General features: G+C 67.4%; 24 protein-coding genes and 1 pseudogene. 10 read left to right on the top strand and 15 right to left on the bottom strand.

Annotation, left to right across the window (positions count from 1 at the left end; all coding sequences use genetic code 11):
* Positions 1–3 precede the first annotated feature (3 nt).
* Entirely contained in the window at positions 4–819 is an 816-nt protein-coding gene (locus ACEL92_RS03740; protein WP_374024299.1) for a lysophospholipid acyltransferase family protein, read from the top strand.
* 72 nt (positions 820–891) lie between these two features.
* Entirely contained in the window at positions 892–2,271 is a 1,380-nt protein-coding gene (locus ACEL92_RS03735) for a wax ester/triacylglycerol synthase family O-acyltransferase (protein ID WP_374024298.1), read from the top strand.
* Here the strand turns inward: ACEL92_RS03735 and purQ are convergent.
* From purQ to ACEL92_RS03720, 3 genes and pseudogenes are all read right to left on the bottom strand, one after another.
* A complete protein-coding gene (gene purQ, locus ACEL92_RS03730) occupies positions 2,268–2,942 on the bottom strand; it encodes a phosphoribosylformylglycinamidine synthase subunit PurQ (protein WP_374024297.1) in 675 nt (224 codons plus the stop codon). The two genes, ACEL92_RS03735 and purQ, sit on opposite strands and share 4 nt — an antisense overlap.
* Positions 2,939–3,178: a phosphoribosylformylglycinamidine synthase subunit PurS gene (gene purS / locus ACEL92_RS03725; RefSeq protein WP_374024296.1), complete on the bottom strand. Its 240-nt coding sequence runs from the start codon at positions 3,176–3,178 to the stop codon at positions 2,939–2,941. Before purS ends, purQ begins: the two co-directional genes overlap by 4 nt.
* A 61-nt stretch (positions 3,179–3,239) precedes the next feature.
* A pseudogene (locus tag ACEL92_RS03720) lies at positions 3,240–3,976 on the bottom strand (ATPase).
* Between ACEL92_RS03720 and ACEL92_RS03715 the strand changes: the two are divergent.
* Complete coding sequence (locus ACEL92_RS03715) at positions 3,953–4,591, top strand: MBL fold metallo-hydrolase (RefSeq protein WP_374024295.1); 639 nt, start codon at positions 3,953–3,955, stop codon at positions 4,589–4,591. The pseudogene ACEL92_RS03720 and the gene ACEL92_RS03715 sit on opposite strands and share 24 nt — an antisense overlap.
* Before the next feature lie 80 nt (positions 4,592–4,671).
* On the opposite strand, the gene ACEL92_RS03710 is transcribed toward ACEL92_RS03715, so the two are convergent.
* The gene (locus ACEL92_RS03710) at positions 4,672–6,339 is read right to left on the bottom strand and encodes an FAD-binding dehydrogenase (RefSeq protein WP_374024294.1); all 1,668 of its coding nucleotides are present in this window, start codon (positions 6,337–6,339) and stop codon (positions 4,672–4,674) included.
* Between the two features lie 48 nt (positions 6,340–6,387).
* Positions 6,388–7,092: a DUF2334 domain-containing protein gene (locus ACEL92_RS03705; protein WP_374024293.1), complete on the bottom strand. Its 705-nt coding sequence runs from the start codon at positions 7,090–7,092 to the stop codon at positions 6,388–6,390.
* Between the two features lie 146 nt (positions 7,093–7,238).
* On the opposite strand from ACEL92_RS03705, the gene ACEL92_RS03700 reads away from it, so the two are divergent.
* Together ACEL92_RS03700 and ACEL92_RS03695 are read left to right on the top strand one after the other, a co-directional pair.
* Positions 7,239–8,858, top strand: coding sequence for a DHA2 family efflux MFS transporter permease subunit (locus tag ACEL92_RS03700; protein WP_374024292.1), 1,620 nt, complete (start codon positions 7,239–7,241; stop codon positions 8,856–8,858).
* Between the two features lie 197 nt (positions 8,859–9,055).
* Positions 9,056–10,672, top strand: coding sequence for a DHA2 family efflux MFS transporter permease subunit (locus ACEL92_RS03695; RefSeq protein ID WP_374024291.1), 1,617 nt, complete (start codon positions 9,056–9,058; stop codon positions 10,670–10,672).
* A gap of 48 nt (positions 10,673–10,720) precedes the next feature.
* Here the strand turns inward: ACEL92_RS03695 and ACEL92_RS03690 are convergent, their stop codons facing one another.
* Both ACEL92_RS03690 and ACEL92_RS03685 read right to left on the bottom strand, forming a co-directional pair.
* The gene (locus ACEL92_RS03690; protein ID WP_374024290.1) at positions 10,721–12,871 is read right to left on the bottom strand and encodes a S9 family peptidase; all 2,151 of its coding nucleotides are present in this window, start codon (positions 12,869–12,871) and stop codon (positions 10,721–10,723) included.
* On the bottom strand, positions 12,868–13,755 hold the full coding sequence (locus ACEL92_RS03685; protein WP_374024289.1) for a phosphoribosylaminoimidazolesuccinocarboxamide synthase: 888 nt from the start codon (positions 13,753–13,755) through the stop codon (positions 12,868–12,870). Before ACEL92_RS03685 ends, ACEL92_RS03690 begins: the two co-directional genes overlap by 4 nt.
* Positions 13,756–13,819: 64 nt before the next feature.
* Here ACEL92_RS03685 and ACEL92_RS03680 point away from each other — a divergent pair, with 64 nt between their 5' ends.
* Positions 13,820–14,440: a hypothetical protein gene (locus ACEL92_RS03680; RefSeq protein WP_374024288.1), complete on the top strand. Its 621-nt coding sequence runs from the start codon at positions 13,820–13,822 to the stop codon at positions 14,438–14,440.
* 75 nt (positions 14,441–14,515) lie between these two features.
* On the opposite strand, the gene ACEL92_RS03675 is transcribed toward ACEL92_RS03680, so the two are convergent.
* Both ACEL92_RS03675 and purB read right to left on the bottom strand, forming a co-directional pair.
* Positions 14,516–15,772: a cytochrome P450 gene (locus ACEL92_RS03675; RefSeq protein ID WP_374024287.1), complete on the bottom strand. Its 1,257-nt coding sequence runs from the start codon at positions 15,770–15,772 to the stop codon at positions 14,516–14,518.
* Positions 15,769–17,187: an adenylosuccinate lyase gene (gene purB, locus ACEL92_RS03670; RefSeq protein WP_374024286.1), complete on the bottom strand. Its 1,419-nt coding sequence runs from the start codon at positions 17,185–17,187 to the stop codon at positions 15,769–15,771. Before purB ends, ACEL92_RS03675 begins: the two co-directional genes overlap by 4 nt.
* A gap of 94 nt (positions 17,188–17,281) precedes the next feature.
* Here purB and ACEL92_RS03665 point away from each other — a divergent pair, with 94 nt between their 5' ends.
* Complete coding sequence (locus ACEL92_RS03665; RefSeq protein ID WP_374024285.1) at positions 17,282–18,028, top strand: DUF429 domain-containing protein; 747 nt, start codon at positions 17,282–17,284, stop codon at positions 18,026–18,028.
* Here ACEL92_RS03665 and ACEL92_RS03660 read toward each other — a convergent pair.
* Positions 17,962–18,624 carry a TetR/AcrR family transcriptional regulator gene (locus ACEL92_RS03660; protein WP_374024284.1) on the bottom strand — a complete coding sequence of 221 codons (663 nt, stop codon included), beginning with the start codon at positions 18,622–18,624 and terminating at the stop codon, positions 17,962–17,964. The genes ACEL92_RS03665 and ACEL92_RS03660 overlap by 67 nt on opposite strands.
* Before the next feature lie 73 nt (positions 18,625–18,697).
* On the opposite strand from ACEL92_RS03660, the gene ACEL92_RS03655 reads away from it, so the two are divergent.
* Positions 18,698–19,615, top strand: coding sequence for an alpha/beta hydrolase-fold protein (locus ACEL92_RS03655; RefSeq protein WP_374024283.1), 918 nt, complete (start codon positions 18,698–18,700; stop codon positions 19,613–19,615).
* A 78-nt stretch (positions 19,616–19,693) separates the two neighbouring features.
* Positions 19,694–21,277: a gamma-glutamyltransferase family protein gene (locus tag ACEL92_RS03650; protein ID WP_374024282.1), complete on the top strand. Its 1,584-nt coding sequence runs from the start codon at positions 19,694–19,696 to the stop codon at positions 21,275–21,277.
* Here the strand turns inward: ACEL92_RS03650 and purD are convergent.
* Positions 21,271–22,542 (bottom strand): phosphoribosylamine--glycine ligase, encoded by a 1,272-nt coding sequence (gene purD / locus ACEL92_RS03645; RefSeq protein ID WP_374024281.1) that lies wholly within the window; start codon positions 22,540–22,542, stop codon positions 21,271–21,273. The two genes, ACEL92_RS03650 and purD, sit on opposite strands and share 7 nt — an antisense overlap.
* 50 nt (positions 22,543–22,592) lie before the next feature.
* Complete coding sequence (locus ACEL92_RS03640; protein WP_374024280.1) at positions 22,593–23,024, bottom strand: MarR family winged helix-turn-helix transcriptional regulator; 432 nt, start codon at positions 23,022–23,024, stop codon at positions 22,593–22,595.
* A 58-nt stretch (positions 23,025–23,082) separates the two neighbouring features.
* Between ACEL92_RS03640 and ACEL92_RS03635 the strand changes: the two genes are divergently transcribed.
* Positions 23,083–24,168, top strand: a complete 1,086-nt coding sequence (locus tag ACEL92_RS03635; RefSeq protein WP_374024279.1) for an aldo/keto reductase — start codon at positions 23,083–23,085, stop codon at positions 24,166–24,168.
* Here ACEL92_RS03635 and ACEL92_RS03630 read toward each other — a convergent pair.
* Genes ACEL92_RS03630 through ACEL92_RS03620 form a run of 3 tightly spaced genes read right to left on the bottom strand, consistent with a single transcriptional unit; the run spans position 24,165 to position 26,205 of the window.
* On the bottom strand, positions 24,165–24,602 hold the full coding sequence (locus ACEL92_RS03630) for a carboxymuconolactone decarboxylase family protein (RefSeq protein WP_374024278.1): 438 nt from the start codon (positions 24,600–24,602) through the stop codon (positions 24,165–24,167). The genes ACEL92_RS03635 and ACEL92_RS03630 overlap by 4 nt on opposite strands.
* Complete coding sequence (locus tag ACEL92_RS03625; protein ID WP_374024277.1) at positions 24,602–25,459, bottom strand: NAD(P)-dependent oxidoreductase; 858 nt, start codon at positions 25,457–25,459, stop codon at positions 24,602–24,604. Before ACEL92_RS03625 ends, ACEL92_RS03630 begins: the two co-directional genes overlap by 1 nt.
* Positions 25,456–26,205 (bottom strand): SDR family oxidoreductase, encoded by a 750-nt coding sequence (locus ACEL92_RS03620; RefSeq protein ID WP_374024276.1) that lies wholly within the window; start codon positions 26,203–26,205, stop codon positions 25,456–25,458. The genes ACEL92_RS03625 and ACEL92_RS03620 overlap by 4 nt, the downstream gene beginning before the upstream one ends.
* Positions 26,206–26,221: the final 16 nt, after the last annotated feature.

Genomic DNA, 26,221 nt, shown 5'->3' with positions numbered 1-26,221 from the left:
GCCATGGCGGGCAGCGGCGTTGAGGTGGCCGACAACCACGAGACCACCAAATGGGATCCGGCATTCACCGAGCAGGTCAGCAAGGCCCTCGGGCCGATCGTCAAGCGGTGGTATCGGGCCGAGGTGCGCAACATCGACAACATCCCGCCGTCCGGTGGCGCGCTGGTGGTGTCCAACCATTCGGGGGGCATGCTCACGCCGGACGTGTTGATCTTTTCCCCGGCGTTCTACGACAAGTTCGGCTACGACCGCCCGGTCTACACGCTCGGCCATTACGGCATCTTCATGGGCCCCCTGGACGGCTGGCTCCGCCGGCTCGGGGTCATCGAGGCCAGCCGTGAAAACGCCGCAGCCGCGCTGCATTCGGGTGCGGTGGTGCTGGTCTTCCCGGGCGGGGACTACGACTCCTATCGGCCCACCTTCAGTGCGAACACCATCGACTTCAACGGCCGCACCGGCTACGTCCGCACAGCCATCGAGGCGGGGGTGCCGATCGTGCCCACCGTATCGGTCGGTGGCCAGGAGACACAGCTCTTCCTGACCCGCGGAAACTGGCTGGCGCGCAAGTTGGGCTTGACGAAGGCGCGCATGGACATTTTGCCGGTGAGCTTCGGGTTCCCCTTCGGCCTCAGTGTGATCTTCCCGCCGAACCTGCCGCTACCGGCCAAGATCGTCACCGAAGTACTGGAACCGATCGACGTCACCGCCCGGTTCGGCGACGATCCCGACATCGACGAAGTCGACGCACACGTGCGCGGCGTCATGGAGTCGGCCCTCAAGCGGCTGGCCGGTCAGCGCCGGTTGCCCATCCTCGGCTGATCGACGGTAAGTCGAGGTCGGCATCGTGCGAAATTCATTGCAGCGCAAAGTGTTCCCGCGGCGGCCTGACAGATGAAAAGGCTGAACGGCATGGACGCGATGCTGCTCTACAGCGAGACGCCCAACCTCCACACGCACACTCTGAAAGTGGCGGTCATCGACCCGGCTGACTCGCAGTTCGGGTTCGACGCCTTCCGCCGCCACGTGCGTCGCCGGCTTCACCTGCTGGAACCGTTGCGCTACAAGCTCGTCGACATTCCCTGGCAACTGCATCACCCGATGTGGCAGGAGGACTGCCCGGTCGACCTCGACTACCACCTGCGGCGGGTCCAAGTGCCGGCCCCCGGCGGGCGGCGAGAACTCGACCAAGTGATCGGCCAGGTCGCCTCGACGCCGCTGGACCGCAGTCGCCCGCTGTGGGAATTTCACTTCGCCGAGGGGCTGGCCGGCGGGCGGTACGCGCTGATCGGCAAGGTCCATCACGCGCTGGCCGATGGCGTGGCCTCGGTGAACCTGTTGGCGCGCGCCATGGATCTCGAGGGCGCGCCCACCGACGAGCGGGACAACGACGAAACGGGCCTCACCCCGTCGGCCGCCGACCTGCTGCGCGCCGCCGCCCGCGATCACGCCCGGCAGATCGCCGAACTCCCCGGCCTGCTCAGGGATGCCGCCACCGGGTTGAGCCGGGTGCGCCGCCGGTCCAAAGAGCGCGGGGCTCATCCGGATCTGGCCGAGGCCTTCGACGCCCCACCGACGTTCCTGAATCACGTCGTGTCACCCCAGCGGCGGTTCGCCAGCGCAACGCTGCCGCTGCCCGACGCCAAGGCGACCGCCAAGACGTTGGGCATCACCATCAACGACCTGATACTGGCCACGGTGGCCGGCGGACTGCGCACACTGTTGCTGGCCTATGACGGCGCGGCCGACCGGCCCCTCATCGCCTCGGTACCGACCGCCACCGACAAGTCGGACCGCGTCACCGGCAACGAGATCAGCGGTCTGATGATTTCGTTGCCGGTGCACGTCGCCCATCCCGCCGAGCGCGCGCGGCTGGTGGCGCTGGCAACCCGAATCGCCAAGGAAGACCACGAGATCCTCGGCCCCGAGCTGTACGGCCGGCTGATGGCCTACCTGCCGACCGCCGTCGCCCCGGCCGCCTTCCGGTGGCTGGGGCGGCGCGACGCGCCGAACAAGCTGATGAACGTCGCGGTCTCGAGCGTGGTAGGCCCGCGCGAACGCGGCCACTTCGGCGGCGCGGCGGTCAGCGAGATCTACTCCACCGGGGTGCTATCGCCGGGCGCCCCCGTCAACATCACCGTCTGGAGCTACGTCGACCAGCTGGGCGTCGCCGTGCTCACCGATGACAGGACGTTCAACGACCCACACGAGGCGACCGACGCCATCTGCGCATCGTTCGCCGAATTGCGCGCCGCGGCAGGGGTTTCCGCCTAGACCGAAAGGGCCGCGTCCAGCACCGAATAAAACAGGCCCAAGCCGTCGTCGGACGGGCCCGTCAACGCTTCGATGGCGTGCTCGGGATGCGGCATCAGTCCGACCACACGACCGTTGGCGGAGCTGACGCCCGCGATATCATGCAGCGAACCATTGGGGTTCTCGTGGTATCGGAACACCACCCGGCCCTCGCCCTCGAGCTCCTCGACGACGTCTGCGGGTGCCACGTAGCGGCCCTCGCCGGACTTCAGCGGCACCAGGAGGTCCGCGTCAGGCTCGAAACGCGACGTCCAGGCCGTCGACGTCGACGTCACGCGCAGCCACACATCCCGGCAGACGAAGTGCAGACCAACGTTGCGGGTCAGCGCCCCCGGCAGCAAACCCGCCTCGCAGAGCACCTGAAACCCATTGCAGATGCCCAGCACCGGCATGCCGCGGTTCGCTGCGGCCACCACTTCGCCCATCACGGGGGCGAACCTGGCGATGGCACCCGCCCGCAGATAATCGCCGTAGGAGAACCCGCCGGGCACCACCACCGCATCGACGCCCTTGAGGTCGGCGTCGGCGTGCCACAGGCTGACGGCCTCGGCACCCACCCGCCGCGCCGCCCGGGCGGCGTCGACGTCGTCCAGGGTGCCGGGGAACGTGATGATGCCGATCCGCGCGCTCACTGCGCCTCCCGGCTGATCGTCCAGTCCTCGATCACGGTGTTCGCCAGGAGCGTCTCCGCTATATCGGCGAGCACCGAGTCGTCGACGGTTTCGTCCACTTCGAGTTCGAACCGTTTGCCTTGTCTGACTTCTGAGATCCCCGGATGACCGAGTCGGCCCAGCGCGCCGACAATCGCCTGACCCTGCGGGTCGAGAATCTCCGCTTTGGGCATCACATGAACGACCACCCGGGCCACCGGCGCTCCTCCTCAGATTTGTCTCCGCGCCAACTCTACCGGCGAAACCGCAGCTCGGCGCTTACGGGCACGAGGCGATGTAGGCGTCGCACAGCGGCGCGGTCATCGCGTTCAGCACCGGGTCGTCGGCCATGGCAGGCCAAGCAACCTGCGGCGGCGCCGACGACCAGAGGGTGAGCTCGGTGATCGTGCTGCTCGACGGGTGGGCGACCAGGTACGTGTGCATGACGATGGGACCGCTGATCACCGCCGCCATCCGGTTGGTTTCGTCGCTGGTGATCGATGGGGACTGCAGCGGTGCCCGTTGCTGGCAGGAGCGCAGCGCGGCGACGGCGGTGGTGAACACCGACGACGCGGTCGCGCCGCCGCTGGCCGTATCGCCGCGCCAGTGCAGGATCTGCGCCTGCAGCTGCCACTGGCCGTCGGGATGGGCCACGGTGGCGCGCGCCACGACGGCCGAATCCCGGGCGTCCCGCGACACCGGGGCTGTGGCGCACAGCTCCTCGAACCGGAACCGAGGGCCCGGCGCCGCGCCGGTCACCTGCACCGCGAGTCCCCCCAGCGCAGGCCAGCCGTAAACGGAGTCCAGTGGGACGGCGCGTCGCTGGATCCACGCGGAATCAGGGATCTGGTCGCACACGGGCGGGCAAGCCTGCGGGTCGGCATGTGCGGGCACCGCGACGATCAAAGCCACCGCGAGGCCGCCGACCACCACTACGGTCGCCAGGATCACCCGCATCGGCATCACTCTCCCGTCAGGGCACAATCGTAAACATGCAACTGACGCATTTCGGCCACTCCTGTCTACTTGCAGAATTCGACCACACCCGCGTGCTCTTCGATCCCGGGACTTTCTCGCACGGTTTTGAGGGCATAACGGGGCTGTCGGCCATCCTGATCACCCATCAGCACCCCGACCACGTGGACGCCGCACGCCTGCCTGCGCTGCTCGAGGGCAACCCCGGCGCGGCGCTGTACGCCGACCCGCAGACCACCGCCCAGCTGGGGGCGCCGTGCCAGGCGGTGCGCGTCGGTGCCGAATTGCGGATCGGTGAACTGACGGTGCGCGCCGTCGGCGGCAAACACGCCGTCATCCATCCGGAACTCCCTGTGATAGAGAACATTTCGTTTTTGGTGGGTGACGGCGACCATCGCGCCAGGCTGATGCACCCCGGTGATGCGCTGTTCGTGCCCGACGAGCCGGTGGACGTGTTGGCAACCCCTGCGGCCGCCCCATGGCTGAAGATTTCCGAGGCCGTCGACTACCTGCGCGCGGTCGCGCCCGCGCGCGCCGTGCCCATCCACCAAGGGATCATCGCCCCCGACGCGCGGGGCATCTATTACGGTCGGCTCACCGAGATGACCACCACCGACTTCCAAGTGCTCCCCGAAGAGGACGCGGTGACCTTCTAGCGCTCTTCGCTCGAGCGTCACGCCAGCGTGCCGGTCGCCCGCCCGGATCACGCGGGCGTGACACTCGATCAGCGACCGCGCTAGGCGATATCGTCGCCGACACCGCGCCCTGCGGCCCGCCCGGAGAAGATGCACCCGCCCAGAAATGTGCCCTCCAGGGCGCGGTAACCGTGCACGCCGCCCCCACCGAACCCGGCCACCTCACCCGCGGCGTACAACCCGGTCAGGGGGGTTCCGTCGGCCTTCAGTACTCGGCCGGCCAGGTCGGTCTCTATGCCGCCCAACGTCTTTCGGGTCAGGATGTGTAACTTGACCGCGATCATCGGCCCCGCCTTGGGGTCGGTCAGCCGGTGCGGTGCCACCACCCGGCCCAGCCGGTCACCCAGATAGCCGCGGGCGGCACGGATGGCGGTGATCTGTCCGTCCTTACTGAATTTGTTGGCCACCTCGCGGTCGCGGGCGGTCACCTCGGCCTCCACGGTGGCATAGTCCAGCGGTGCGACGTCGGGCAGCTTGTTCATCGCGGTTACCAACTCCCGCAACGAACTCGCGCTGACAAAGTCCACTCCCCGGTCGACGAATGCCTGCACGGGTCCGGGCAGCCCGGAGCGCACCCGGTTACGCAGCAGCTCGCGCAGGCTCTGTCCGGTCAGGTCGGGATTCTGCTCCTGCCCGGAGAGCGCGAATTCCTTCTCAATGATCTTGGCGTTCAATACGAACCACGTGTAGTCATACCCGGATCTGGTGATGTATTCCAACGTGCCCAGGGTGTCGAAGCCCGGGTACAGCGGTACCGGCAACCGCTTGCCGGTCGCGTCGAGCCACAGCGACGACGGCCCGGGGATGATGCGAATACCGTGCAGCGGCCAGACGGGGTCGTAATTGGTGATGCCCTCGGTGTAGTGCCACATGCGGTCCGGGTTGATCACCCGGGCGCCGGCCTGCTGGGAGATGCCGATCATCCTGCCGTCGACGTGGGCGGGCACTCCGCTGAGTAGCTGCTCGGGTATGCGACCCATGCGCTCGGGCCAGTTCTTACGCACCAGTTCGTGGTTGCCGCCGATGCCGCCGCTGGTAACGATCACCGCGGGCGCGCGGAACTCGAATTGCCCCACCGGTGTTCGTGACGACGCCACGCCCCTGGGTACCGCCGAGGGCTCCAGCACGGTCCCGCGGACGCCGGTCACCGCGCCGCCCTCGACGATCAACTCGTCGACCTGGTGGCGGTGCGCGAAGCGCACGGTGGAGCGGTCCCGCAGCTGACGGGCGAAGATTTCGACCAGGGCCGGGCCGGTGCCCCAGGTGATGTGGAAGCGGGGCACCGAATTGCCGTGTCCCTGTGCGTCATAGCCGCCACGTTCGGCCCAGCCCACCAGCGGGAAGATCTTCAGTCCCCGGTCACGCAGCCAACTGCGCTTCTCCCCCGCCGCGAAATCGACGTAGGCGTGCGCCCATTGGCGCGGCCAGTAGTCCTCGGGCCGATCGAACGCCGCGGTGCCGAGCCAGTCTTGTAGGGCGAGTTCGTGGCTGTCGCGAATCCCCAGCCGGCGCTGCTCGGGGCTGTCGACGAAGAACAGGCCACCGAACGACCAGAAGGCTTGCCCACCGAGGTTGGCGCTGCTCTCCTGGTCGAGGATCAACACCCGCAGGCCCCGGTTCACCAATTCGCAGGCGGCCACCAAGCCCGCGAGTCCCGCCCCGACGATGATGACGTCGGCGCCGAACCCCGCGGCCGAAGATTCGCTCATGTCCGATCAGGGTAGTGCCCGCGCCGAGCGGGTTCGGGAGACGCTTCGTCAGGCCGCGTCGAGAATCGCCTTGTCACGCTGCCAGTGGTACACGGTGGGTGCGCAACCGTGCATCAGCGACAGGTCGACGGCGTCGACCATGGCCTGCAGAGGCCCGGACTTACGCAAGTGGCGGGCGGCAACGGCGACCCGCACGACGCCACCCCGGCGGGCGATCCGCTCGGCGGACAGCACCACCATCCGGCACCACCACGGTTCAGTGAGGAAGCCTTCGCCGATGCCCAATACGCGCGAGCGCACGGTGGTGTGCCGGACCAGGTCGGTGATTCCGTGCAGATCTGCGAGCAGCCGAAAGCCGTTGTCGGGCAAGGCTTTGACCACTCCCGGGGACACCACCCAGCCGGGCGCCGCGAACAGTCGGGTGCGCAGGCCGAGGTGCTCGAGCACGCGGTCGGCGGCCATCAGCCGAAGGTTGGCCTCGTGCGCCCGCAGGATGGCGAATTCACCGCGGCGCTTCTTGGTGGCCGCGTCGTCGTAGCCGTGCAGCACGATCGCGTCGCCACCGGACCTGCGGGCGGTCAGCCATTCGACGGTGCGCGGGTCGCGGTCGAGTCGATAGTCACCGCTGAGCCGGGGAGCCACCAACAGTGACACCGGGACATTGCGGGCATCCATTTGAGCGCAGAACGCCTCAACGTCAGCGAGGGTGCGTTCGCCAATCCCCGAGACCGAGACGATCAATTTTCCAGCCACACCTGCAGTTTGACGATCCCAGGTTTCGGGACGGTGAAGGACACGCAGACGGCAGGCGTATATCGATACCGCTGGAAAGCAGGTCGGGCGGCTGCGCGCCACCCGGAAAGGGTCCCGCGGGCACACGCTGACGGAATCGGTTCGATATGCTAAGCAACGCCATGGATCAGGCTCCGTACGTGGCGGCCGACACACCGCTGCCTTACGACCCCGCCCCGCAGTCGGGCGCGGGCGAGCGGGACTATCCCGACAAGTTGGACGCCGGCCTGTTGCGGATTTCCGGGGTGTGCATCCTGGCCACGGTCATGGCCATCGTGGACGTCACCGTCGTCAGCGTGGCGCAGCGCACCTTCATCGATCAATTCGCGTCTTCGCAGGCCGTCGTCTCCTGGACCATGACCGGCTACACGCTGGCGTTGGCAACGGTCATTCCGATCACCGGGTGGGCGGCCGACCGGTTCGGTACCAAACGGCTTTTCCTGGCCTCCGTGCTGGCCTTCACGCTGGGCTCCCTGCTGTGCGCGGTGGCCGCAAACATCTTGCAGCTCATTGCCTTTCGGGTAGCCCAAGGGATCGGTGGCGGCATGCTGCTGCCCCTGAGTTTCATGATCTTGACGCGTGAAGCGGGCCCGCGGCGACTCGGTCGCCTGATGTCGATCCTGAGCATCCCGATGCTGCTCGCCCCCATCGGCGGCCCAATCCTGGGCGGCTGGCTCATCGACGCGTCGAGCTGGCGGTGGATCTTCTTCATCAACCTGCCGATCGGCCTCGTCACCATCGCGCTAGGGGCGATCATCTTTCCGCGGGACCACCCGTCGCGGTCGGAAACCTTCGACCTTGTCGGCGTGCTGCTGTTGTCGCCCGGCCTGGCCACGTTCCTGTTCGCGGTGTCATCGATCCCGCGATGCGGCACCGTCGCCGACCGGCACGTGCTCATACCGGCCACCATCGGCCTCGCCCTGATCGCCGGGTTCGTCGCGCACGCGTGGCGCCGCGCCGATCACCCGCTCATCGATCTGCGCTTGTTTCGCAACCCGGTGCTCACCCACGCCAACGTGACGATGGTGGTCTTCGCCGGCGCCTTCTTCGGCGCGGGCCTGCTCCTGCCGAGTTACTTCCAGCAGGTTCTGCACCAGACGCCGATGCAGGCAGGCCTGCGCATGATCCCCCAGGGACTCGGCGCCATGCTGACCATGCGTCTGACCGGGCCACTGGTGGACCGACAGGGGCCCGGCAAGATCGTGCTGGTCGGTATCGCCCTGATCACCGCCGGCCTTTCCACGTTCGCCGTCGGCGTGGCCAGGCAGGCGGACTACTTGCCCACACTGCTGATCGGCCTGGCAATCATGGGCCTCGGGATGGGCTGCACCATGATGCCGTTGTCCGTCGCCGCAGTGCAGGCGCTCGCCCCGCACCAGATCGCCCGGGGCACGACGCTGATGAGCGTCGGCCATCAGGTGGGCGGGTCCGTCGGCACGGCCCTGATGTCGATGATCCTGACCAACCAGTTCGATCGCAGCGAGAACATCGTCGCGGCCAACAAGCTCGCGGCGTTACAGCAGCAGGCCGCGGTCGGCGGGGTTCCCGTCGACCAGTCGGCGATACCGCGCCAGACGCTGAGCCCCGGCTTTTGGGACAACGTCGTGCATGACCTTTCCCGCGCCTATACGACGGTATTTGTGATAGCCGTGGTGTTAGTGGTGTTGACGATCATCCCGGCGTCTTTTCTGCCGAAAAAGCCGGCGAGCCAAACGGTGGGCCATTAGCACGCGTGAACGCGCGGCCGCTGCACGTCGCAACTGGGTTAAACCCTCAGGCAGCGGGCCTGGCGCGACGCCGTGCCGATCCAGTTCACGGGCCTGGGTAGGGTGGTGACCCGATATCGAACCAAGCCCAAACGGCAGATTAAGACGGGGCCGAAGCAAACGTCTGAAAGGGTCCGCGTGAGGGTACGGGTACAGATATGCTCGGCAACGCCATGCAGAAGGCCGAATACGTGACTTCCGACCCCCCTGTGCAGAGTGCTGCCACCGGGCAATCAAACGCGGAGGAGCGTCAGTATCCCGACAAGCTAGACGCCGCACTGTTCCGGGTCGCGGCTGTGTGTGGGATGGCCACGATCATGGCGCTGCTCGACACCACCGTTGTCAGCGTGGCGCAACGCACCTTCGCCGCACAGTTCGGATCGACGCTGGCAGTCGTGTCGTGGACCATGGCGGGCTACATGCTGGCGTTAGCAACCGTGATCCCGGTCACCGGTTGGGCAGTCGATCGATTCGGCACCAAACGACTGTTCATGGGCGCGGTTTTTGTTTTCACCCTGGGCTCGCTGCTCTGCGCACTGGCGCCAAACATCTTGGCGCTCATCATTTTCCGGGTAATACAGGGGCTCGGCGGCGGTATGCTCATGCCGCTGAGTTCGATGATCCTGACACGCGAGGCCGGCCCCCAACGACTTGGCCGCTTGATAGCGATAGGCGGCATTCCGCTGATACTTGCGCCAATCGGTGCGCCCATCCTCGGCGGCTGGGTGATCGACACCTACGGCTGGGAGTGGATCTTCCTGATCAACCTGCCGATCGGGATCACCACCATCGGCCTTGCGGCGATCCTGTTCCCCAGAGACCGGCCCGAGCCGAGCGAAGCGCTCGACTTCACCGGCGCGCTGCTGTTATCGCCGGGCGTGGCGATCTTCCTGTGTGGGGTGTCGTCCATTCCCGGACGCCATACGGTAGCCGACCGCTACGTCCTGATACCGGTGATCATCGGCCTCGTCCTGATTACCGCGTTCGTCTGGCACGCCTGGTATCGCACTGATCATCCGCTCATCGACTTGAGGTTGCTCAAGAACCGGGTAGTCACACAGGCCAACCTGACCCTGCTGGTCTTCACGGTCGGCTACGTCGGCGCCGGGCTCACGCTGCCGAGCTACTTCCAGCTGGTGATGAACGAGACCCCGATGCAGTCTGCGATGCGCCTGGTCCCCCAGGCGCTGGGCGCCGCTTTGACCATGCCGCTCGCCGGGATGTACGCGGACAAGCGCGGCCCGGGCAAGGTCGTGTTGATCGGTCTTCCCCTGATCGCAGGAGGCCTGGCCGTTTTTGCCTTCGGCGTGGCCAGGCATGCCGACTATCTACCGACGTTGCTGGTCGGGTTGGCGATCATGGGACTGGGCATCGGCTGCACCACCGCGCCGCTCGGCGCTGCGGTTGTTCAGGCCCTTTCCCCGCAGCAGATCGCACGGGGCACGACATTGGTGAGTGTCAACCTCGAGGTGAGCAGCTCCATCGGAGCCGCCTTGATGGCCGTCATCGTGACAACTCAGATCAACCGCAACGACATCATCGCGGGCAAGGCGGCGTCCGCGGCGTCCAACGTCGCCGGGCACGGGCCGGCGGCTAATGCCTCCGGCGGAGCAGCACGGCAGGCTCTTCCGCCCGACGTCGCAAGCGCGCTGTTGAACAACCTTTCCCACGCCTACACCACAGTCTTCGTGCTGGCGGTCGCGCTGGTCGCGTTCACCATCATCCCGGCGGCTTTCCTGCCGAAGAAGGCGCCGGTCCGACCCACCGACGATTAGGCCGTCATCGGTTGGTGTCTCGCCGCGATCCCGCCGAGATCGGTGCGCTCAGCTCGCCGTGGGACCGTCGTCCTGGCGGCCGCCGCTGTCGGCATTGGCGGCGGCCAACAGCCAGGCATATTGGAAAGCGGTCTCCTGCCACGCCTTGTAGCGACCGCTGACTCCACCGTGTCCGGCGTTCATCTGCGTCTTCAGCAGGATCGGGCTGCCGTTGCCGTTGCCGTTGGCGTGCCGCAACGCCGCCACCCACTTGGCGGGCTCGACGTAGTAGACCCTGGTGTCGTTGAGCGAAGTCATCGCCAGGATGGCGGGATACCGCTTGGCCTCGACATTTTCATACGGCGAATATGACTTCATGTACCAGTAGACATCCTTGTCCTGCAATGGGTTTCCCCATTCGTCCCACTCGGTGACGGTCAGCGGCAAGGACGGGTCGAGGATGGTGGTGAGCGGGTCGACGAACGGGACCTGCGCGAGGATTCCGGCGAAGAGTTCCGGCGCCAGGTTGGCGACCGCCCCCATCAGCAGGCCGCCAGCGCTGCCGCCCAGGGCCACCAGTTGGCGCGGCCGGGTGACGCCGGTGTCCACCAAATGCTTTGCCACCGCGACGAAATCGGTGAAGGTGTTCTTCTTCTCCAGCAGCTTGCCATGCTCGTACCAGGGCCGGCCCATCTCACCGCCCCCGCGGACGTGGGCGATCGCAAACACCATGCCCCGGTCCAGCAGCGACAACCGAGCGATGGAGAAGCTGGGGTCGGTGCATATCTCGTAGGCACCGTAGCCGTACAGCAGAGCCGGTGCGGGAAACTCGACACCGACGCGGTGCACGATGGACACCGGGATGCGGGCGCCGTCGTCGGCGATCGCCCAGTCGCGCCGCTCGACGTAGTCGGTCGTACGGTAACCGCCGAGCACGGGTTGTTCGCGCAGCAGCGTGCGTTCACCGGTGGCGAAGTCGATGTCGTACACCCGCACCGGGACGACCAGCGACCCCGCCCTGATCCGCAGCTTGGGCGCATGCCAGTTCGGGTTGCCGGCAAGACCGGCCGACATCAGCTCGGAGTCGAAGGAAATCTCCTCGGGCTCGCCGTACTCCCCGCCGGTGGCGACGTCCCACACCTGCAACCGGGGCAGCGCCTCTCGCCGGTAGCTCACCACCAGATGGCCGGCGAAGGCGTCCACGCCGTCGAGCCGAACGTCGTCGCGGTGCCCGATGAGCGTGCGTTGCCGTGTCGGGTCGCTGACCGGCGCTTCGGTCAGGGTGAAGTTGACCGCGTCCTCGTTGTGCAGAATCAAAAACCGGTCCTGCCCGCCGACCACCGCGTGTTCGACCGCGTACTCGATGCCTTCGCGCCGTGGCAGTACGACGGTGAACGCTGCGCGCGGGTCGGCGGCGTCCGCGTACCGATACTCGGAGGTGATCGAGGAACCCGACGCGATGAAGACGTAGGCCTCGCTGCGGGTGAGCCCGACCCCAAGCCAAAATCGTTCGTCGGCTTCGTGATACACCAGCTCCGACGGCTCGCCGGAGCCCACGCGATAGCGCCAGACCTTGTCCGGGCGGTGGGCCGCGTCCAGGGTCAGGTAGTACACGGTGTGGTTGTCGGCCGCCCAGGTCGCGCCGGCGCCGATGTCGGCGATCTCGTCTTGATACAGCTCGCCGGTGCGCAAGTCCTTGAAGCGCAACGTATAGCGTTCGTCGCCGACGGTGTCGACGGAGTACGCCAGCAGATTGCCGTCCAGGGTGACGGTGGCGGCACCGAGCGCGAAGAATTCGTGGCCCTGCGCCTCGGCGTTCGAGTCGAGGAGGACCTGCTCGCCGGGCACTTCGGTGCCCTCTTCCAGGACCGGCGGATCCCAGTCATCGGGATTGGCGACCGGGCAACGGCATTGAACCCGGTACTGCTTGCCCTCGAAGGTGCGGGCGTAATACCACCAGTCGCCCTGGCGCGTCGGAACCGACAGATCGGTCTCCTTGGTACGCGCCTTGATCTCGTCAAAGATCTTCTGCCGCAACGGTTCGAGATCAGCCGTCATCTTGTCGGCATAGTCATTTTCCGCCTCGAGGTAGGCGATGACCTCGGGGTCGGCCTTGTCACGCAGCCATTCATAGGGATCGATGAAGACGTCTCCGTGATGCTCACGCCGGGTCTCCTGCCGCTTCGCGACGGGCGGTGCCGGGGCTGCGGCCGAAGTCACGCGCCGATCCAGTCGCCGAAACTCAAACCGGAAATACGTTCGTAGGCATCGATGTAGCGGTCGCGGGTGGCGTAGACGATGTCATCGGGCAGCGGTGGCGGCGGCTGCGAGCCGTGGCGATCCCAGCCCGACTCGGGGCTGGTGAGCCAGTTGCGGACGAACTGCTTGTCGAAGCTCGTCTGCACCACCCCGACCCGGTAGTCCTCGGCCGGCCAGTATCGCGAGGAGTCCGGTGTGAAGATCTCGTCGGCCAGCAGCAGGTTACCGTCGCGGTCGGTGCCGAACTCAAACTTGGTGTCGGCGATGATGATTCCCTTCGTCAGGGCGTGATCGGCGGCCTGAACGTATGTTTGCAGCGTGCGGTCGCGCAGCTGGTTGGCGCGGACGGCGCCCACCAACTCGATCACCCTGTCGAACGAGATGTTTTCGTCGTGGTCCCCCAGCGCGGCTTTGGTGGCCGGGGTAAACAGCGGCTCGGAGAACTTGCTGGCCTCGACCAGGCCGGGCGGCAGCGTGATGCCGCAGACCTTGCCGGTCGCCTGATAGTCCAGCAGGCCGGACCCGGTGAGGTAACCACGCGCGACACATTCCACCGGCAGCATCTCCAGCCGCCGCACCACCAGCGCACGGCCCAGGACCTCCTCCGGGATGCGGGGGTCATCCGGTGGACCGGCCAGGTGGTTGGGCGCGTCGACCAGACCGAAGAAGAAGACGCTCATCGCGGTCAGGATGCGGCCCTTGTCCGGGATCGTGCTGTCGAGGACGTAGTCGTATGCAGAGATCCGGTCGGTCGCGACCAGCAACAGGTGTTCGTCGTCGACGGAAAAGATCTCGCGGACCTTTCCGCTGGCCAGGTGCTGATACTCGGACAATGCGGGGCGCATCGGGTCAGCCTAACGGCCACCCGGATAGGGGTCGCGTCTCGGGAGCTGTGCTGGGATCGAGGGCATGACCCCGCGGTTCTTGCCCTACTCCACCCGACCGGGCCGGCTGATGGCCCAGCTGCTCAGCGACTTCGCCGTCGTTCTGTGGACCGCTATCTGGCTATTCGTGGGCCTGGCGGTTTACGACGCCGTGTCCACCATCGCCGATGCCGGCCGGCAGGTCGAGAGCGGCGCGCATGGTATCGCCGGCAACCTGGCGTCGGCCGGCCACGGTGCCCAGCACATCCCCTTGGTGGGCGACGCGGTCAGCCAGCCGCTGAATTCCGCCAGTCAGGCCGCGCTCGATCTTGCCGGCGCGGGCCACGACCTGGACTCGACGGCCAGCTGGCTGGCGGTCCTGCTGGCGATGGCCATCGCGGCCGTCCCGATCCTCGTCGCGGACGTGCCGTGGCTTCTGCTGCGGCTGCGGTTCTTTCGGCGGAAATTGACGGTGACCGCCCTGGCCGCGACCCAGGCTGGGGAGCAACTGCTCGCCCTGCGGGCGTTGACGAACCGGCCACCGGGCAAGCTCGCCGCTGTCAGCGCGGATCCGGTCGGTGGATGGCGCCGGGAGGATCCGGTCACCATCCGAGCCCTGGCCGCACTCGAGCTGCGGGCGGCCGGCATCTCGATTGGTGGGCGCTAGCGGCGCGCGGCCGAGCGGCGGCAGCCCCGCGACGACCGCAATCACCCACGCCGACGTCGGCGCGTCGGATCGTCACTACCCCTCGAGGAGCTCCACGACCAGGTGACGGATGCCGGTGTGCCGATTACTGCGCGCCCATTCGATCGGCTGGACCACCCGCACCGCACCGAATCGGGAGAACAGCTCCTCGTAGAGCACGCGCAGTTCCAGCCGGGCCAGATTGGCGCCCAGGCAGTAGTGCACGCCCTGACCGAACCCCAAGTGCGGGTTGGGCTTCCTGGTGATGTCGAATTCGTCGGCGCGTTCGAATGCACCGGGGTCGCGGTTCGCCGAGCCCTCCCAGACCTGGACCTTTTGCCCCGAACGGATCGACTGCCCACCGAGCGTGACGTCGCGCGTGGCGGTGCGCCGTTTGGACGGCGACGGCGACGTCCACCGGACGATCTCCTCCACGGCGGTCGGCAGCGCGTCGAGATCCGCGCGCAGGGCGCGCAATTGCTCCGGGTGCCTGGCCAGGGCCAGCAAGCCGCCGGCGACCGCGTTGCGCGTCGTCTCCGCGCCGGCGCTGAACAACAGGCTGAAGAACAGGTAGAGCTCGAGATCCGACAGCGACGGCGCGTCGAGATCGTCGACCGTCGCGTTCGCGACAACCGACAGCATGTCGTCGGTCGGCTCCGCCCGCTTAGCGGCGATCAATTGCCGGCCGTAGGCGTACATCCGCGACCCGGCCTCCTCCACCGACGGTTGCGGTGACAGCTGCGATAATGTGGCCTTGCGCGAACCGCCGAAATCGAACTGCGGCTCGATCGCCTCGAACAGCCAATGCCGTTCGGACTCCGGCACTCCCAGCAGAATGCAGATCATCTGCATCGGCAGCTCGGCGGCGATGTCGACCAGGAAGTCGAACGGTTCACCTGGCACCACCGCATCGAGCAGCCGGCGCGCTCGCGCCCGCAAATCATCCTCGACCAGCCGGATCATTCGCGGGGTCAGACCCGAGCTCACGAGCCGCCGGATCTGCGAGTGGCGCGGGTCGTCCATCATGTTGAGCACCTGGCCGGCGATCGCCAGGTCCTGCAGCAGCGTGCCGCCGTACGGGCGCCCGCCGCCGGTGACCGAGGAGTAGGTCGTCGGGTCCTTCAGCACCTCAAGGGTTTCCGCGTATGTGGCGACGGACCAGAAACCCTCGCCGTCGGGCGTGTTGTCGGTCGGCTCATGCCAGTACACCGGCGCCTCGCGGCGATGAATGGCGAACAGCTCGTGGGGAAAACCGTTGGCGAAGTTGTCCAGATCGGTGAAGTCGATCCCCGCGAGCGCGCCGGCGAGGGTCACAGGATCGCGCCCGGAGCGTACTTGGCGGCGTCCAGGTAGCGGCTCACCAACGCGTCCACCAACGCGGCGACCTCGTCCACCTGGTCGCCGGCGGCGCCGACGAACGCCTTCTTGTCGGCGAGCGCGGCGTCCAGCGCCGCCCGGTCCAGCGGCAGCCGCTCGTCGGCGGCCAACCGGTCCAGCAGGTCGGGCTCCGCGCCGCGTTCCCGCATTGCCAGGGCCGTCGCGACCGCATGTTCGCGGATCACGTGATGCGCGGCCTCGCGGCCCATGCCGGCGCGGACCGCGGCGATGAGCACTTTGGTGGTCGCCAAAAACGGCAGGTAGCGATCCAGCTCGCGGGTGATCACCGCCGGGTAGGCGCCGAACTCGTCGAGCACCGTCAGGAAAGTCTCGATCTGCCCGTCAATGGCAAAGAAGCTGTCCGGCAACGCAACTCGGCGCACTACCGAGCAGAACACGTCACCCTCGTTCCACTGGGCGCCCGCAAGCTCGGCGGCCATCGAGGCGTACCCGCGCAGCACCACCTGCAGCCCGTTGACCCGCTCACAACTTCGGGTGTTCATCTTGTGCGGCATCGCCGAGGACCCCACCTGTCCGGGGGCGAACCCCTCGGTGACGAGCTCGTGCCCGGCCATCAGCCGGATGGTGTGGGCCATCGACGACGGCCCGGCGCCCAGCTGGACCAGAGCCGATAGCACGTCGTGGTCCAGCGAACGCGGGTACACCTGCCCCACGCTGGTCAAAACGCTTGCGAAGCCGAGGAATTCGGCCACCCGCCGCTCCAGTTCGGCCAGCTTGGCAGCGTCGCCGTCAAGCAGGTCCAGCATGTCCTGGGCGGTGCCCATCGGACCCTTGATTCCGCGCAGCGGGTAGCGGTCGATCAGCTCGCGCAGTCGGGTCAGCGCGATCAGCGTCTCTTGCGCCGCGGAGGCGAACCGCTTGCCCAGCGTGGTCGCCTGCGCGGCGACGTTGTGGCTGCGTCCGGCCATCACCAGGTCGCGGTATTCCACCGCCCGCTCGGCGAGCCGACCCGCCACCGCGACGCCGTGCGAGAACACCAGCTCCATCGACCGCCGGATCTGTAGCTGCTCGACGTTCTCGGTCAGGTCGCGGCTGGTCATCCCCTTGTGCACGTGCTCGTGGCCGGCCAGCGCGTTGAACTCTTCGATGCGGGCCTTGACGTCATGGCGCAGCACCCGCTCGCGGTCCGCGATCGAGGCCAGGTCGACGTCCTCGAGCACCCGCTCGTAATCGGCGATCGCGTCCTGCGCAACGTCCACACCCAATTCCGCCTGCGCCCGCAGCACCGCCAGCCACAGTCGGCGTTCGGCGACGACCTTGGCCTCCGGCGACCAGATCGCGACCATCTCCGCGCTGGCGTAGCGCGCGGCCAGCACATTGGGAATGCTCACGAACACACAGCTTACGGTCGGGGCGGGCGCCGCGAGAGTGCGGCTGTCAACGCATCGGCCGAGTTGGTTGCACTTTCGCGGCACAATGTGGCCGATGAACTTCGTCGGCGTCGACCTGGCGTGGGCTGGGCGCAACCCCACAGGGGTGGCGGTCGTCGACGACGGGGGAAACCTGGTGCACATCGGCGCCGCAAGCGACGACACCACGGTGCTCGCCGCGTTGTCGCCGTACGTGGGGGGAAATTGCGTCGTCGCCTTCGACGCCCCGCTGGTGGTCACCAACCCGACCGGCCAGCGTCCCGCCGAAGCGGCGCTCAACCGCGACTTCCGCAGGTTCGAAGCCGGGGCGCACCCGGCCAACACCGCAAAACCGGAGTTCGCCGACGGACCGCGCGCCGCGCGACTGGCCCATGCGCTGGGCCTCGACATGGACCCGCGCTCGTCCGCGCCGCGCCGCGCCATCGAGGTCTATCCGCACCCGGCGACGGTGGTGCTGTTCCGGCTGGAGCGAACGCTCAAGTACAAGGCCAAGCCCGGCCGCGGCGTCGACCAACTCCGATCCGAGCTGCTCTTGCTGATGGAGCGCATCGAAAGGCTCGCGCACGCCGCGGTGCCGTTAGACGTGGCGGCCCACCACGACTGGGGCCGGCTGCGCACCCGTGTCACCACCGCCCAGCGCAAAAGCGAGCTGCGCCGCGCCGAGGATCCGATCGACGCCGTCGTCTGCGCCTACGTGGCGTTGTACGCGCAACGCCGCCCGGCGGATGTGACGATCTACGGCGACTTCCCCACCGGGTACATCGTGACGCCATCGCTGCCCGCCAACCGCACGGGCCGCTGATCGATCGGCGCGAGCACGTCGATGAGGTCGACCACCGTCCCCAGCGCCGCCGCGCGAGGATCGCGACCTTCGACCAAGGCGGACACCACGGAACCGTCGACCGCGCAGATCAGCGTGCACACCAACTCGATGTGCACCGTCCGTCCCGATCTCTCGATGGCCTCGGCCACGGCCTCGGCGCGCTGTCGCAGGCTGCGCCGCATGGTCTCGCGCAGTGCGGGCAGGCGGGTGCACGCGATGTGCCGCTCGTAGCGCGAGATCAACTGGTCGCTGAGTCCCGGGCTGGACACGTCGCCGACAAGCAGGTCGACCAACACCTCGGCGATGGTCTCGGGGCCGCGACGCCGGCGGGAAAGTGCGGTGACTCTCGACCGCAGCTGCGCCACCTCGATCATCGCGATGTGCTCGACGGCGCGCGCGATCAAATCGTCAAGGGACGAGAAGTAATACGTGGTCGACGCCAGCGGGAGTCCGGCGCGCCGAGCGACCGCGCGGTGCCGCACGGCCTCGAAGCCGCCCTCGGCTAGCAGCTCGGCGGCGGCGCTCACGAGCGCGTACCGTCGACGTTCTCCCTTGGGAGTAACTGCTGCCGTCACGAGTAGCCATCGTGCCAGCCAAAGTGGTACTGCATTGCCATTTCCGCCAAACGGTCCGCCAAACGAACATGGCATGATGGCCCGCATGCCCGCCCTGAGCCGCCGTGCCCTGCTGGGCCTCGGAGCCAGCGCGGCCGCGGGTGCAGTCGGCACTTATGCCCTCGACATCCTGTTCAAGCCCCGACCGTCCCAGGCCATGCCGCTGTCGCCGGTCGGCACCCGGGCGCCGCTGGCGCCGCCGCCGCCTCCGCCCCTCGAGCCGGCTCCCCCGGCTCAGCCGGCGCCCACCATGGTGACCGGTTCCTTCGTCTCGGCGGCGCGGGGCGGCATCAACACCAACTGGGCCATCGCACGCCCGCCCGGGCAGACCAAGGCGCTGCGACCGGTGATCGCGCTGCACGGTAAAGGCAGTGATGCGTCGACGGTGATGGCCGGCGGCGTCGAACAGGGTCTGGCGCAGGCCGTCAACGCGGGGCTGCCGCCCTTTGCGGTGGTCGCCGTGGACGGCGGGGGCAGCTACTGGCACAAGAGGGCCTCCGGCGAGGACAGCGGGGCGATGGTGCTCGACGAGCTCATACCCATGCTGGGGAACCAGGGGCTGGACACCTCGCGGGTGGCGTTTTTGGGGTGGTCGATGGGAGGCTACGGCGCGTTGCTGCTCGGCGGTCGGCTGGGTCCGGCGCGCACCGCGGCCATCTGCGCGGTCAGTCCCGCACTATGGCTGTCCTCCGGCGCGGCCGCGCCCGGCGCGTTCGACGGGCCCGACGACTTCGCGGCGAACTCCGTGTTCGGCATGCCGGCGCTGGCGTCGATTCCCATTCGGATCGATTGCGGCGACAGCGACCCGTTTTACGGCGCCACCAAGCAGTTCATCGCCCAACTGCCCCACCCGCCGGCGGGCGGGTTCTCGCCCGGCGGGCACAACGCGGAGTTCTGGAGTTCGCAACTGCCGGCCGAGCTCACCTGGATGGCACCGCTGTTGACGGCCTGAGGCCGGTTCGTCGTAGGCCCGCGTCACGCCAGCGCGGCGCCGGGCACCGAGCGTCACGCCAGCGTTACGCTCGCGAGGGTGACCGCACCATTCGACTGGAATCTCCCCTACGCCTGGCCGCGCAAGCCCATCCTGGCGGAAAACGTTGTGTGCACGTCACAACCGCTGGCGACCCAAGCCGGCCTTCGGATGCTGACCGAGGGCGGGAGCGCGGTAGACGCGGCCGTCGCCACCGCCATCGCCCTGACGGTGGTGGAGCCGGTCTCCAACGGCATCGGGTCGGATGCCTTCGCCGTCGTGTGGGACGGTCGCCAATTGCACGGGCTGAACGCGTCGGGCCGCTCGCCCGCGGCCTGGACCCCGGACTACTTCGGCGGCAAGGCCGTTCCCGCGTTCGGCTGGAATGCGGTGACGGTGCCCGGGGCCGTGTCGGCGTGGACGGAACTGCATGCCAAGTTCGGCAAACTTCCGTTCGAAAGGCTCTTTGCGCCCGCGATCGACTACGCCAACAAGGGCTTCCTGGTCTCGCCCACCGTCGCCGACCAGTGGGCGGCGCAGGTGCCCCTGTTTGCAAAGCAGCCCGGCTTCGCCGCGGCGTTCATGCCCGCCGGCCGCGCACCGAAACCCGGTGAGGTGTTCAGGTTTACCGAGCAGGCCACCACGCTGGAGAAGATCGCCGCGACCGACGGTGAGGCGTTCTACCGCGGGGAGCTGGCCGACCAACTCGAGGCACACGCGCTGGCCAACGGCGGGGCGATGCGGGCCGGCGACCTCGCGGCTCACCGCGCCGACTGGGTGGGCACCATCAGCGGCAGCTACCGCGGGTTCACGGTTCACGAGATTCCGCCGAACGGCCAGGGCATCGTGGCGTTGATCGCGCTCGGGATCCTCCAGCATTTCGACATGTCTTCCCTTCCAGTCGATTCCGCCGAGAGTTTGCACCTGCAGATCGAAGCGCTCAAATTGGCCTTCGCCGATGCGCAGGCCTACGTCTGCGACATCGACCACATGCCGGTCCGTCCGGAGGACCTGTTGGACGCGGAGTATCTGCGGCAGCGGGCCGGCCTGATCGACCGCAATCAAGCGAAGCCGGCGTCGGCGGGGACTCCCCGGGGCGGCACCGTATACCTCACGGCCGCCGATGCTTCGGGGATGATGGTGTCGATGATCCAGTCGAACTACCTGGGATTCGGATCCGGGGTGGTGGTGCCGGGAACCGGCATCTCGCTACAAAACCGCGGGGCGGGTTTCGTCGCGGATCAAGATCATCCAAATCGGGTCGGACCGAGCAAGCGGCCCTTCCAAACGATCATCCCGGGCTTCGTCACCAAGGACGGCGCGCCGGTGATGAGCTTCGGGGTGATGGGCGGCCCGATGCAACCCCAGGGGCATGTGCAGGTCCTGGTCCGCATCGCCGATTACGGCCAGAACCCGCAAGCGGCTTGCGACGGTCCCCGGTTTCGCTGGGTGCAGGGCATGCAGGTCAGCTGCGAGCCGGGGTTTCCCACGTCGACCTTGGACGAATTGTGTCGCCGCGGGCACGAACTGCTCGCGGTGGACGACTACAACCAGTTCGGCAGCTGCCAGGCGATCTGGCGGCTCGACAGCGGATATTTCGCGGTCAGCGACCCCCGCCGCGACGGCCAGGCCGCGGGTTACTGAACGTTGATCTTGCCTTCGGCGGCCAGCAGCGCGATGTCACCGCGAAAGTGGCTGCCGGGCAGTCGAATCGACCCCATCAGCTGGTATGCCTGCGCCCGCGCGGCGGCGAGGTCGGCGCCGGTGCCCACGACCGACAACACCCGCCCACCCGAGGAGACGACCTCCCCGTCGTCGCGGCGCGCCGTGCCCGCGTGCAGCACGCCCTCGGCCTCGGCGCCGGCGACCACGTCGCCGACGCGGGGACGGCCGGGATAGTTCTCCGCCGCGAGCACCACCGTGACGGCCGCACCCGGGTGCCAGCGCAACTCGCCGAAGTCGGCCAGTTTGCCGGTGCCCGCGGCGTACAGCAGCTGGCCGAGTGGGGATTGCAGCAACGCCAGCACGGCCTGAGTCTCGGGGTCGCCGAACCGGCAGTTGAATTCGACCACCGCCGGCCCCGTGCCGGTGATCGCCAGCCCGACGTACAACAAACCGCAGAACGGGCTGCCGCGCCGAACCATCTCAGCCGCAACGGGTTCGACGATGTTGCCGACAATGTCGCGGTACACCTCGTCGGGGAGCCACGGAACCGGCGCGTAGGCGCCCATGCCGCCGGTGTTGGGGCCGGTATCGCCGTCGCCGACACGCTTGAAGTCCTGCGCGGGCAGCAGCGGGACCACCGTTTCACCGTCGAGGACGCAGAACAGCGACACCTCGGGGCCGTCGAGGAACGACTCGAGCAGCACCGGGTGGCCCGCCTCGAGCAACCCGGCGGCGTGTGCGCGCGCGACCCCGCGATCCGCGGTCACCACCACACCCTTGCCCGCGGCCAGCCGGTCGTCCTTCACCACCCAGGCCGGGTCACCAGCCGGAGGCCCGAACCGGTCCAGGGCGGCGTCCAAATGGGCAGGGCTGTCAACGGTTTCGCTGGCCGCGGTGCGCACGCCGGCCGCAGCCATGATCTCCTTGGCGAACGCCTTGGACCCTTCGATGCGCGCGGCATCCTTGCTGGGCCCGAAGCAGACGATGCCGGCGGTTCGCAGGGCGTCGGCCACGCCCAACACCAGCGGGACCTCGGGACCGATGACCACCAGGTCGGCCCGGACTTCGCGCGCCAGGGCGACAACGTCGGAACCCGAGGTGATGTCCACGTCGTGCTGCTCGGCGACCCGGGCGGTACCAGCGTTGCCCGGGGCGACAAACAGCTCCGTGACCTGCGGGTCTTTCCGAAGCGCCAGCAGCAGCGCATGCTCTCGGGCACCCGAACCGATCACCAGGACTCGCACGACAGGTCAGACTAGCCGGGGCAAACGCCATACGCCTACGGCACCCGCATTCACAGAATCTTTTCGAGCAGATTCTTGAGGTCTCTCCGCTGCGCGACAGTGAGGCGCTCGAGACGCTTGTCGAACTCGGCGGACAGCAACGCCAGGCCGTCCGTGGCGGCTTTGCGCCCAGCCGGGGTTAGCAGGAGCCGATGACGCCGCAGATCGGTGGAGTCGATCTCGCGCCGCACGAAGCCTGCCGCCTCAAGCCGTTTGAGGTAAACCGTGACCGTCGCCTTGGGCATGCTCAGCGTCGCCGCGAGTTCGGCCGGGTAGGGATGCTCGTCGATCTCCGCGAGCAGGAACAGCTCCTTGGATTCCAGCCCTAGCGCACAGATGTCAGCCTCGGCGCAGGATATGACCGACAGCAGCACCCGGTAGTTCAACGACCAGACCCTGGCCGCGTCGACCGCCGGCACCCACTTGCCAGATCGTTCAGACATGAACTAGTTTAGGGCTGAACAAACGCATAATCGAACAACTTACCAGAAAGCGGTCACCATGCCTCTGGATCAGTACGTGACACTCGGACGCTCCGGCCTGCGCGTCAGCCCTTTGTGCCTGGGCGCCATGACGTTCGGCGAGGATCTTGGCTGGGGCACCAGTGTCGAAGAGTCTCAACAGATCATCGATCGGTACACCGACCTCGGCGGCAACTTCATCGACACTGCCAACTTCTACACCCGAAGCCACTCCGAGAAGATCATCGGCGACCACATCGGGCGTGACGCCGGCCGCCGGGATCGCCTGGTGATCGCGACCAAGTTCAGCGGCAACCTGTATCCGGGTGATCCCAACGGCGGCGGCTCGGGCCGCAAGTCGGTGATCAATGCCTGCGAAAATTCGCTGCGGCGTCTGCAAACCGACTACATCGACCTGTACTGGCTGCACATCTGGGATGCGAACACACCGATCGACGAGACCATGGCAGCGCTTGACGATCTGGTCCGCGCGGGCAAGGTGCGCTACATCGGCGTCTCGGACACCCCGGCGTGGAAGATCGCCCAGGCCAACCTCATCGCCCGGTTTCGCGGTTGGTCGAGTTTCGTCGGCCTGCAGGTCGAGTACTCGCTGCTGGAACGCTCCATCGAACAGGAGCTGGTTCCGATGGCGGCCGAATTCGGCCTCGGCATCACACCGTGGTCGCCGCTCAAGGGCGGCGTGCTCAGCGGCAAGTACACCCGGGCCAACGCCGGCCGGCAGGACTCCGGTCGCGGCGCGATGGTTGACGCCTTCCTCGACGACAAGGCCTACGCCGTTGTCGAGGAACTCGAGCTCATCGCGAAGGCCCACGGGACGAACGTCGCCAGCGTGGCGCTGGCGTGGGTGCGCGCGCAGCCAGGCGTCTCGTCCGTCATCATCGGGGCGCGCAGGCTCTCGCAACTCAACGACAACGTCCGCGCCGTCGACGTCGGCCTCAGCGTCGACGAACTGGCTCGGCTCGACGCGCTGACCAAGCCGACGTTCGGGTTTCCGAACAACATGCTTCAGATGGCGCCGGGCATTCTCAACGGCGGGACATCAGTCAACGGCGTCTCCGGGCCGATCTCCGAGTACGTGATGCCCGAGGGCGTGCGGCCTTATTAGTCGCGGGCCTCGCCGGAGTGCATCCTCAATGCGGCGTCCACGTTGGCCTTCTTGTCCTCCGCCGCCCCTTTGGCCGCGGCCTTCTTGCGCTTGGCGACGACGGCGTCGACGGCGCCGTTGAGCGCCGAACCCAGCGGGAACCCGAGGTAGTGCGTGAGGAAGACCGCCATCTCCTTCAGTTCGTCCTCGGCGAGTTCCTTGTTGAGCAGCGCCGCGTTGACCTGAATCTCGGCCAGGTCGCGATTGCCGACCGCGGTGACCGCCGTCAGCGTCATGATTCGCTTGTCGCGCATCGACAGCCCCGGGCGGTTCCAGATGGTGCCGAACAAGTGGTCGACGGTCAGGTCGAAATACGCGTCGCCCTCGATGTTGGGCATTTCCCAGCCGTAGACCTCGTTCATCTTCTCGAGGCCCTTGCGGCGCAGTTCGTCCATCACGCCTCTTTCTGTTTGTGCGGCACCCCGAGACCTGGGGCCAATCGCTCGAGTGCCAGTTTAGCCATGGGCAAATCGACCCCCAACGCCTCGGCCAGCGCCAGCGCCAAGCTTAGGTCCTTCTCCCCGAGGCCGCGGGTATGAATGAATGGGTCGTGCAGGAAGTGCTCCGGCTCAAGGTCTTTGGCGTCGTCGCGGTACATGATCGACCCGGCGCCGCCGGTCAGCTTGTCGGTGTGGCGCACGACATTGCCAAGGTCCTGCAGGTTCAATCCGGCAGCATCGGCCAGCTTCCAGACCTCGCCGACGGCGGCAAATTCTGTGAACGTCAGCATGTTGCGCGCCAGCTTCATGCGGGTGCCCGCTCCTGGCGGCCCAGCGTGCACCACCAGCTCCGCCCAGTGCGAGAACGGCCCCTTGATCCGGGCGAAAACATCGTCCTCGGCTCCCACCATGGTGGCGAGCAGGCCCTTGCGCGCGGCCCCTGCTCCGCCGCTCACCGGTGCATCGACGACGTGGATGTCACGCGGTTTGTGTTCGCGCGCAAGCTCTTCCGCGGTGGTATCGCTGATGGTCGAGTGTATCGCGATGACGGTGCCCGCCTTGGCGTGTAACGCGAGCTCTGCGGTGACCTCACGCACCTGCGCGTCGTTCAGCACGGTGACGTGGACGATGTCGGCACTTGCCACATCGGCGACGCTGTCGGCCAGCAACGCACCCTTTTCGGCCAACGGCGTCATGGCCTCGGTGCGGATATCGTAAACTATTACACCGCCGGGCCATTCGGTCATTTTCTTGGCCATTGGCGTGCCTATGTTGCCGAGCCCGATATACCCGAGTTTCACGTGTTCGCTCATGATCGGATGATCTGTCCGCCGTCGACGTTGAAGATCTGCCCGGTGATCCACGAGGCCTCGTCGGAGAGCAGGAACAGGCACATCCCGACCAGGTCCTCGGGAGTCCCCATCCGGGATAGGGGCAGGCCCTTGACGATGTCGGCGACCATCTCCTGCGGGGTGGTCGTCCGGTTGGCCTCGGTGTCGATGGGGCCGGGCGCAATCGCGTTGATCCGGATGTTCTGACCGCCCAACTCGCGCGAGAGTTGTTGCGTCAGCCCGTTCACCCCGACCTTCGCCAGGCCGTAGTAGTTCGAGTACAACCACGCCGCCGTGGACGACTGATTGACGATCGCCCCACCGCCGCGCTTGGCCATCTTCTTGTAGACCGCGCGGGTGCACCACAACGCGCCGTCGAGGTTGACGCTCATGAATTTCTTGTAGTACTCGGGATCGATGGTGAGCAGGAAGTCCAGCTTCATGCCGCCGAAGATCGCCGCGTTGTTGACCAGGTAGTCGATGCCGCCGAACTCCGCCAGCGTGCGGTCGGCCATCGCCTTGGCCGACGCCGGGTCGGACACGTCGACCGGGATGCTGATCGCCGTGCCTCCGTCGGCGGAGATCTGCTTGGCCACCGCTTCGGCCGCCTGCGCGTTGATGTCGGCGACGACGACCGCCGCGCCCTCGCGGGCGAGCGCCTCGGCGTAGGCCTGCCCGATACCGCCGCCGGACCCGGTGACGATACCGACCTTGTTCTCAAACCGCATGCTCTCGAGCTCCTCT

This window comes from Mycobacterium hainanense (genome assembly GCF_041890355.1).
GTDB classification, from domain to species: Bacteria; Actinomycetota; Actinomycetes; order Mycobacteriales; family Mycobacteriaceae; genus Mycobacterium; species Mycobacterium hainanense.
The sequence above is the reverse complement of the archived record's forward strand: the minus strand, read 5'-3'. Positions and strand labels throughout refer to the sequence as shown.

Coding starts and splice junctions, on each gene's coding strand:
- ACEL92_RS03740 (WP_374024299.1), top strand. CDS start 4: ATGGCGGGCAGCGGCGTTGAGGTGGCCGACAACCACGAGACCACCAAA.
- ACEL92_RS03735 (WP_374024298.1), top strand. CDS start 892: ATGAAAAGGCTGAACGGCATGGACGCGATGCTGCTCTACAGCGAGACG.
- ACEL92_RS03715 (WP_374024295.1), top strand. CDS start 3,953: ATGCAACTGACGCATTTCGGCCACTCCTGTCTACTTGCAGAATTCGAC.
- ACEL92_RS03710 (WP_374024294.1), bottom strand. CDS start 6,339: ATGAGCGAATCTTCGGCCGCGGGGTTCGGCGCCGACGTCATCATCGTC.
- ACEL92_RS03700 (WP_374024292.1), top strand. CDS start 7,239: ATGCTAAGCAACGCCATGGATCAGGCTCCGTACGTGGCGGCCGACACA.
- ACEL92_RS03695 (WP_374024291.1), top strand. CDS start 9,056: ATGCTCGGCAACGCCATGCAGAAGGCCGAATACGTGACTTCCGACCCC.
- ACEL92_RS03685 (WP_374024289.1), bottom strand. CDS start 13,755: ATGCGCCCCGCATTGTCCGAGTATCAGCACCTGGCCAGCGGAAAGGTC.
- ACEL92_RS03680 (WP_374024288.1), top strand. CDS start 13,820: ATGACCCCGCGGTTCTTGCCCTACTCCACCCGACCGGGCCGGCTGATG.
- ACEL92_RS03665 (WP_374024285.1), top strand. CDS start 17,282: ATGAACTTCGTCGGCGTCGACCTGGCGTGGGCTGGGCGCAACCCCACA.
- ACEL92_RS03655 (WP_374024283.1), top strand. CDS start 18,698: ATGATGGCCCGCATGCCCGCCCTGAGCCGCCGTGCCCTGCTGGGCCTC.
- ACEL92_RS03640 (WP_374024280.1), bottom strand. CDS start 23,024: ATGTCTGAACGATCTGGCAAGTGGGTGCCGGCGGTCGACGCGGCCAGG.
- ACEL92_RS03635 (WP_374024279.1), top strand. CDS start 23,083: ATGCCTCTGGATCAGTACGTGACACTCGGACGCTCCGGCCTGCGCGTC.
- ACEL92_RS03630 (WP_374024278.1), bottom strand. CDS start 24,602: ATGGACGAACTGCGCCGCAAGGGCCTCGAGAAGATGAACGAGGTCTAC.
- ACEL92_RS03625 (WP_374024277.1), bottom strand. CDS start 25,459: ATGAGCGAACACGTGAAACTCGGGTATATCGGGCTCGGCAACATAGGC.
- ACEL92_RS03620 (WP_374024276.1), bottom strand. CDS start 26,205: ATGCGGTTTGAGAACAAGGTCGGTATCGTCACCGGGTCCGGCGGCGGT.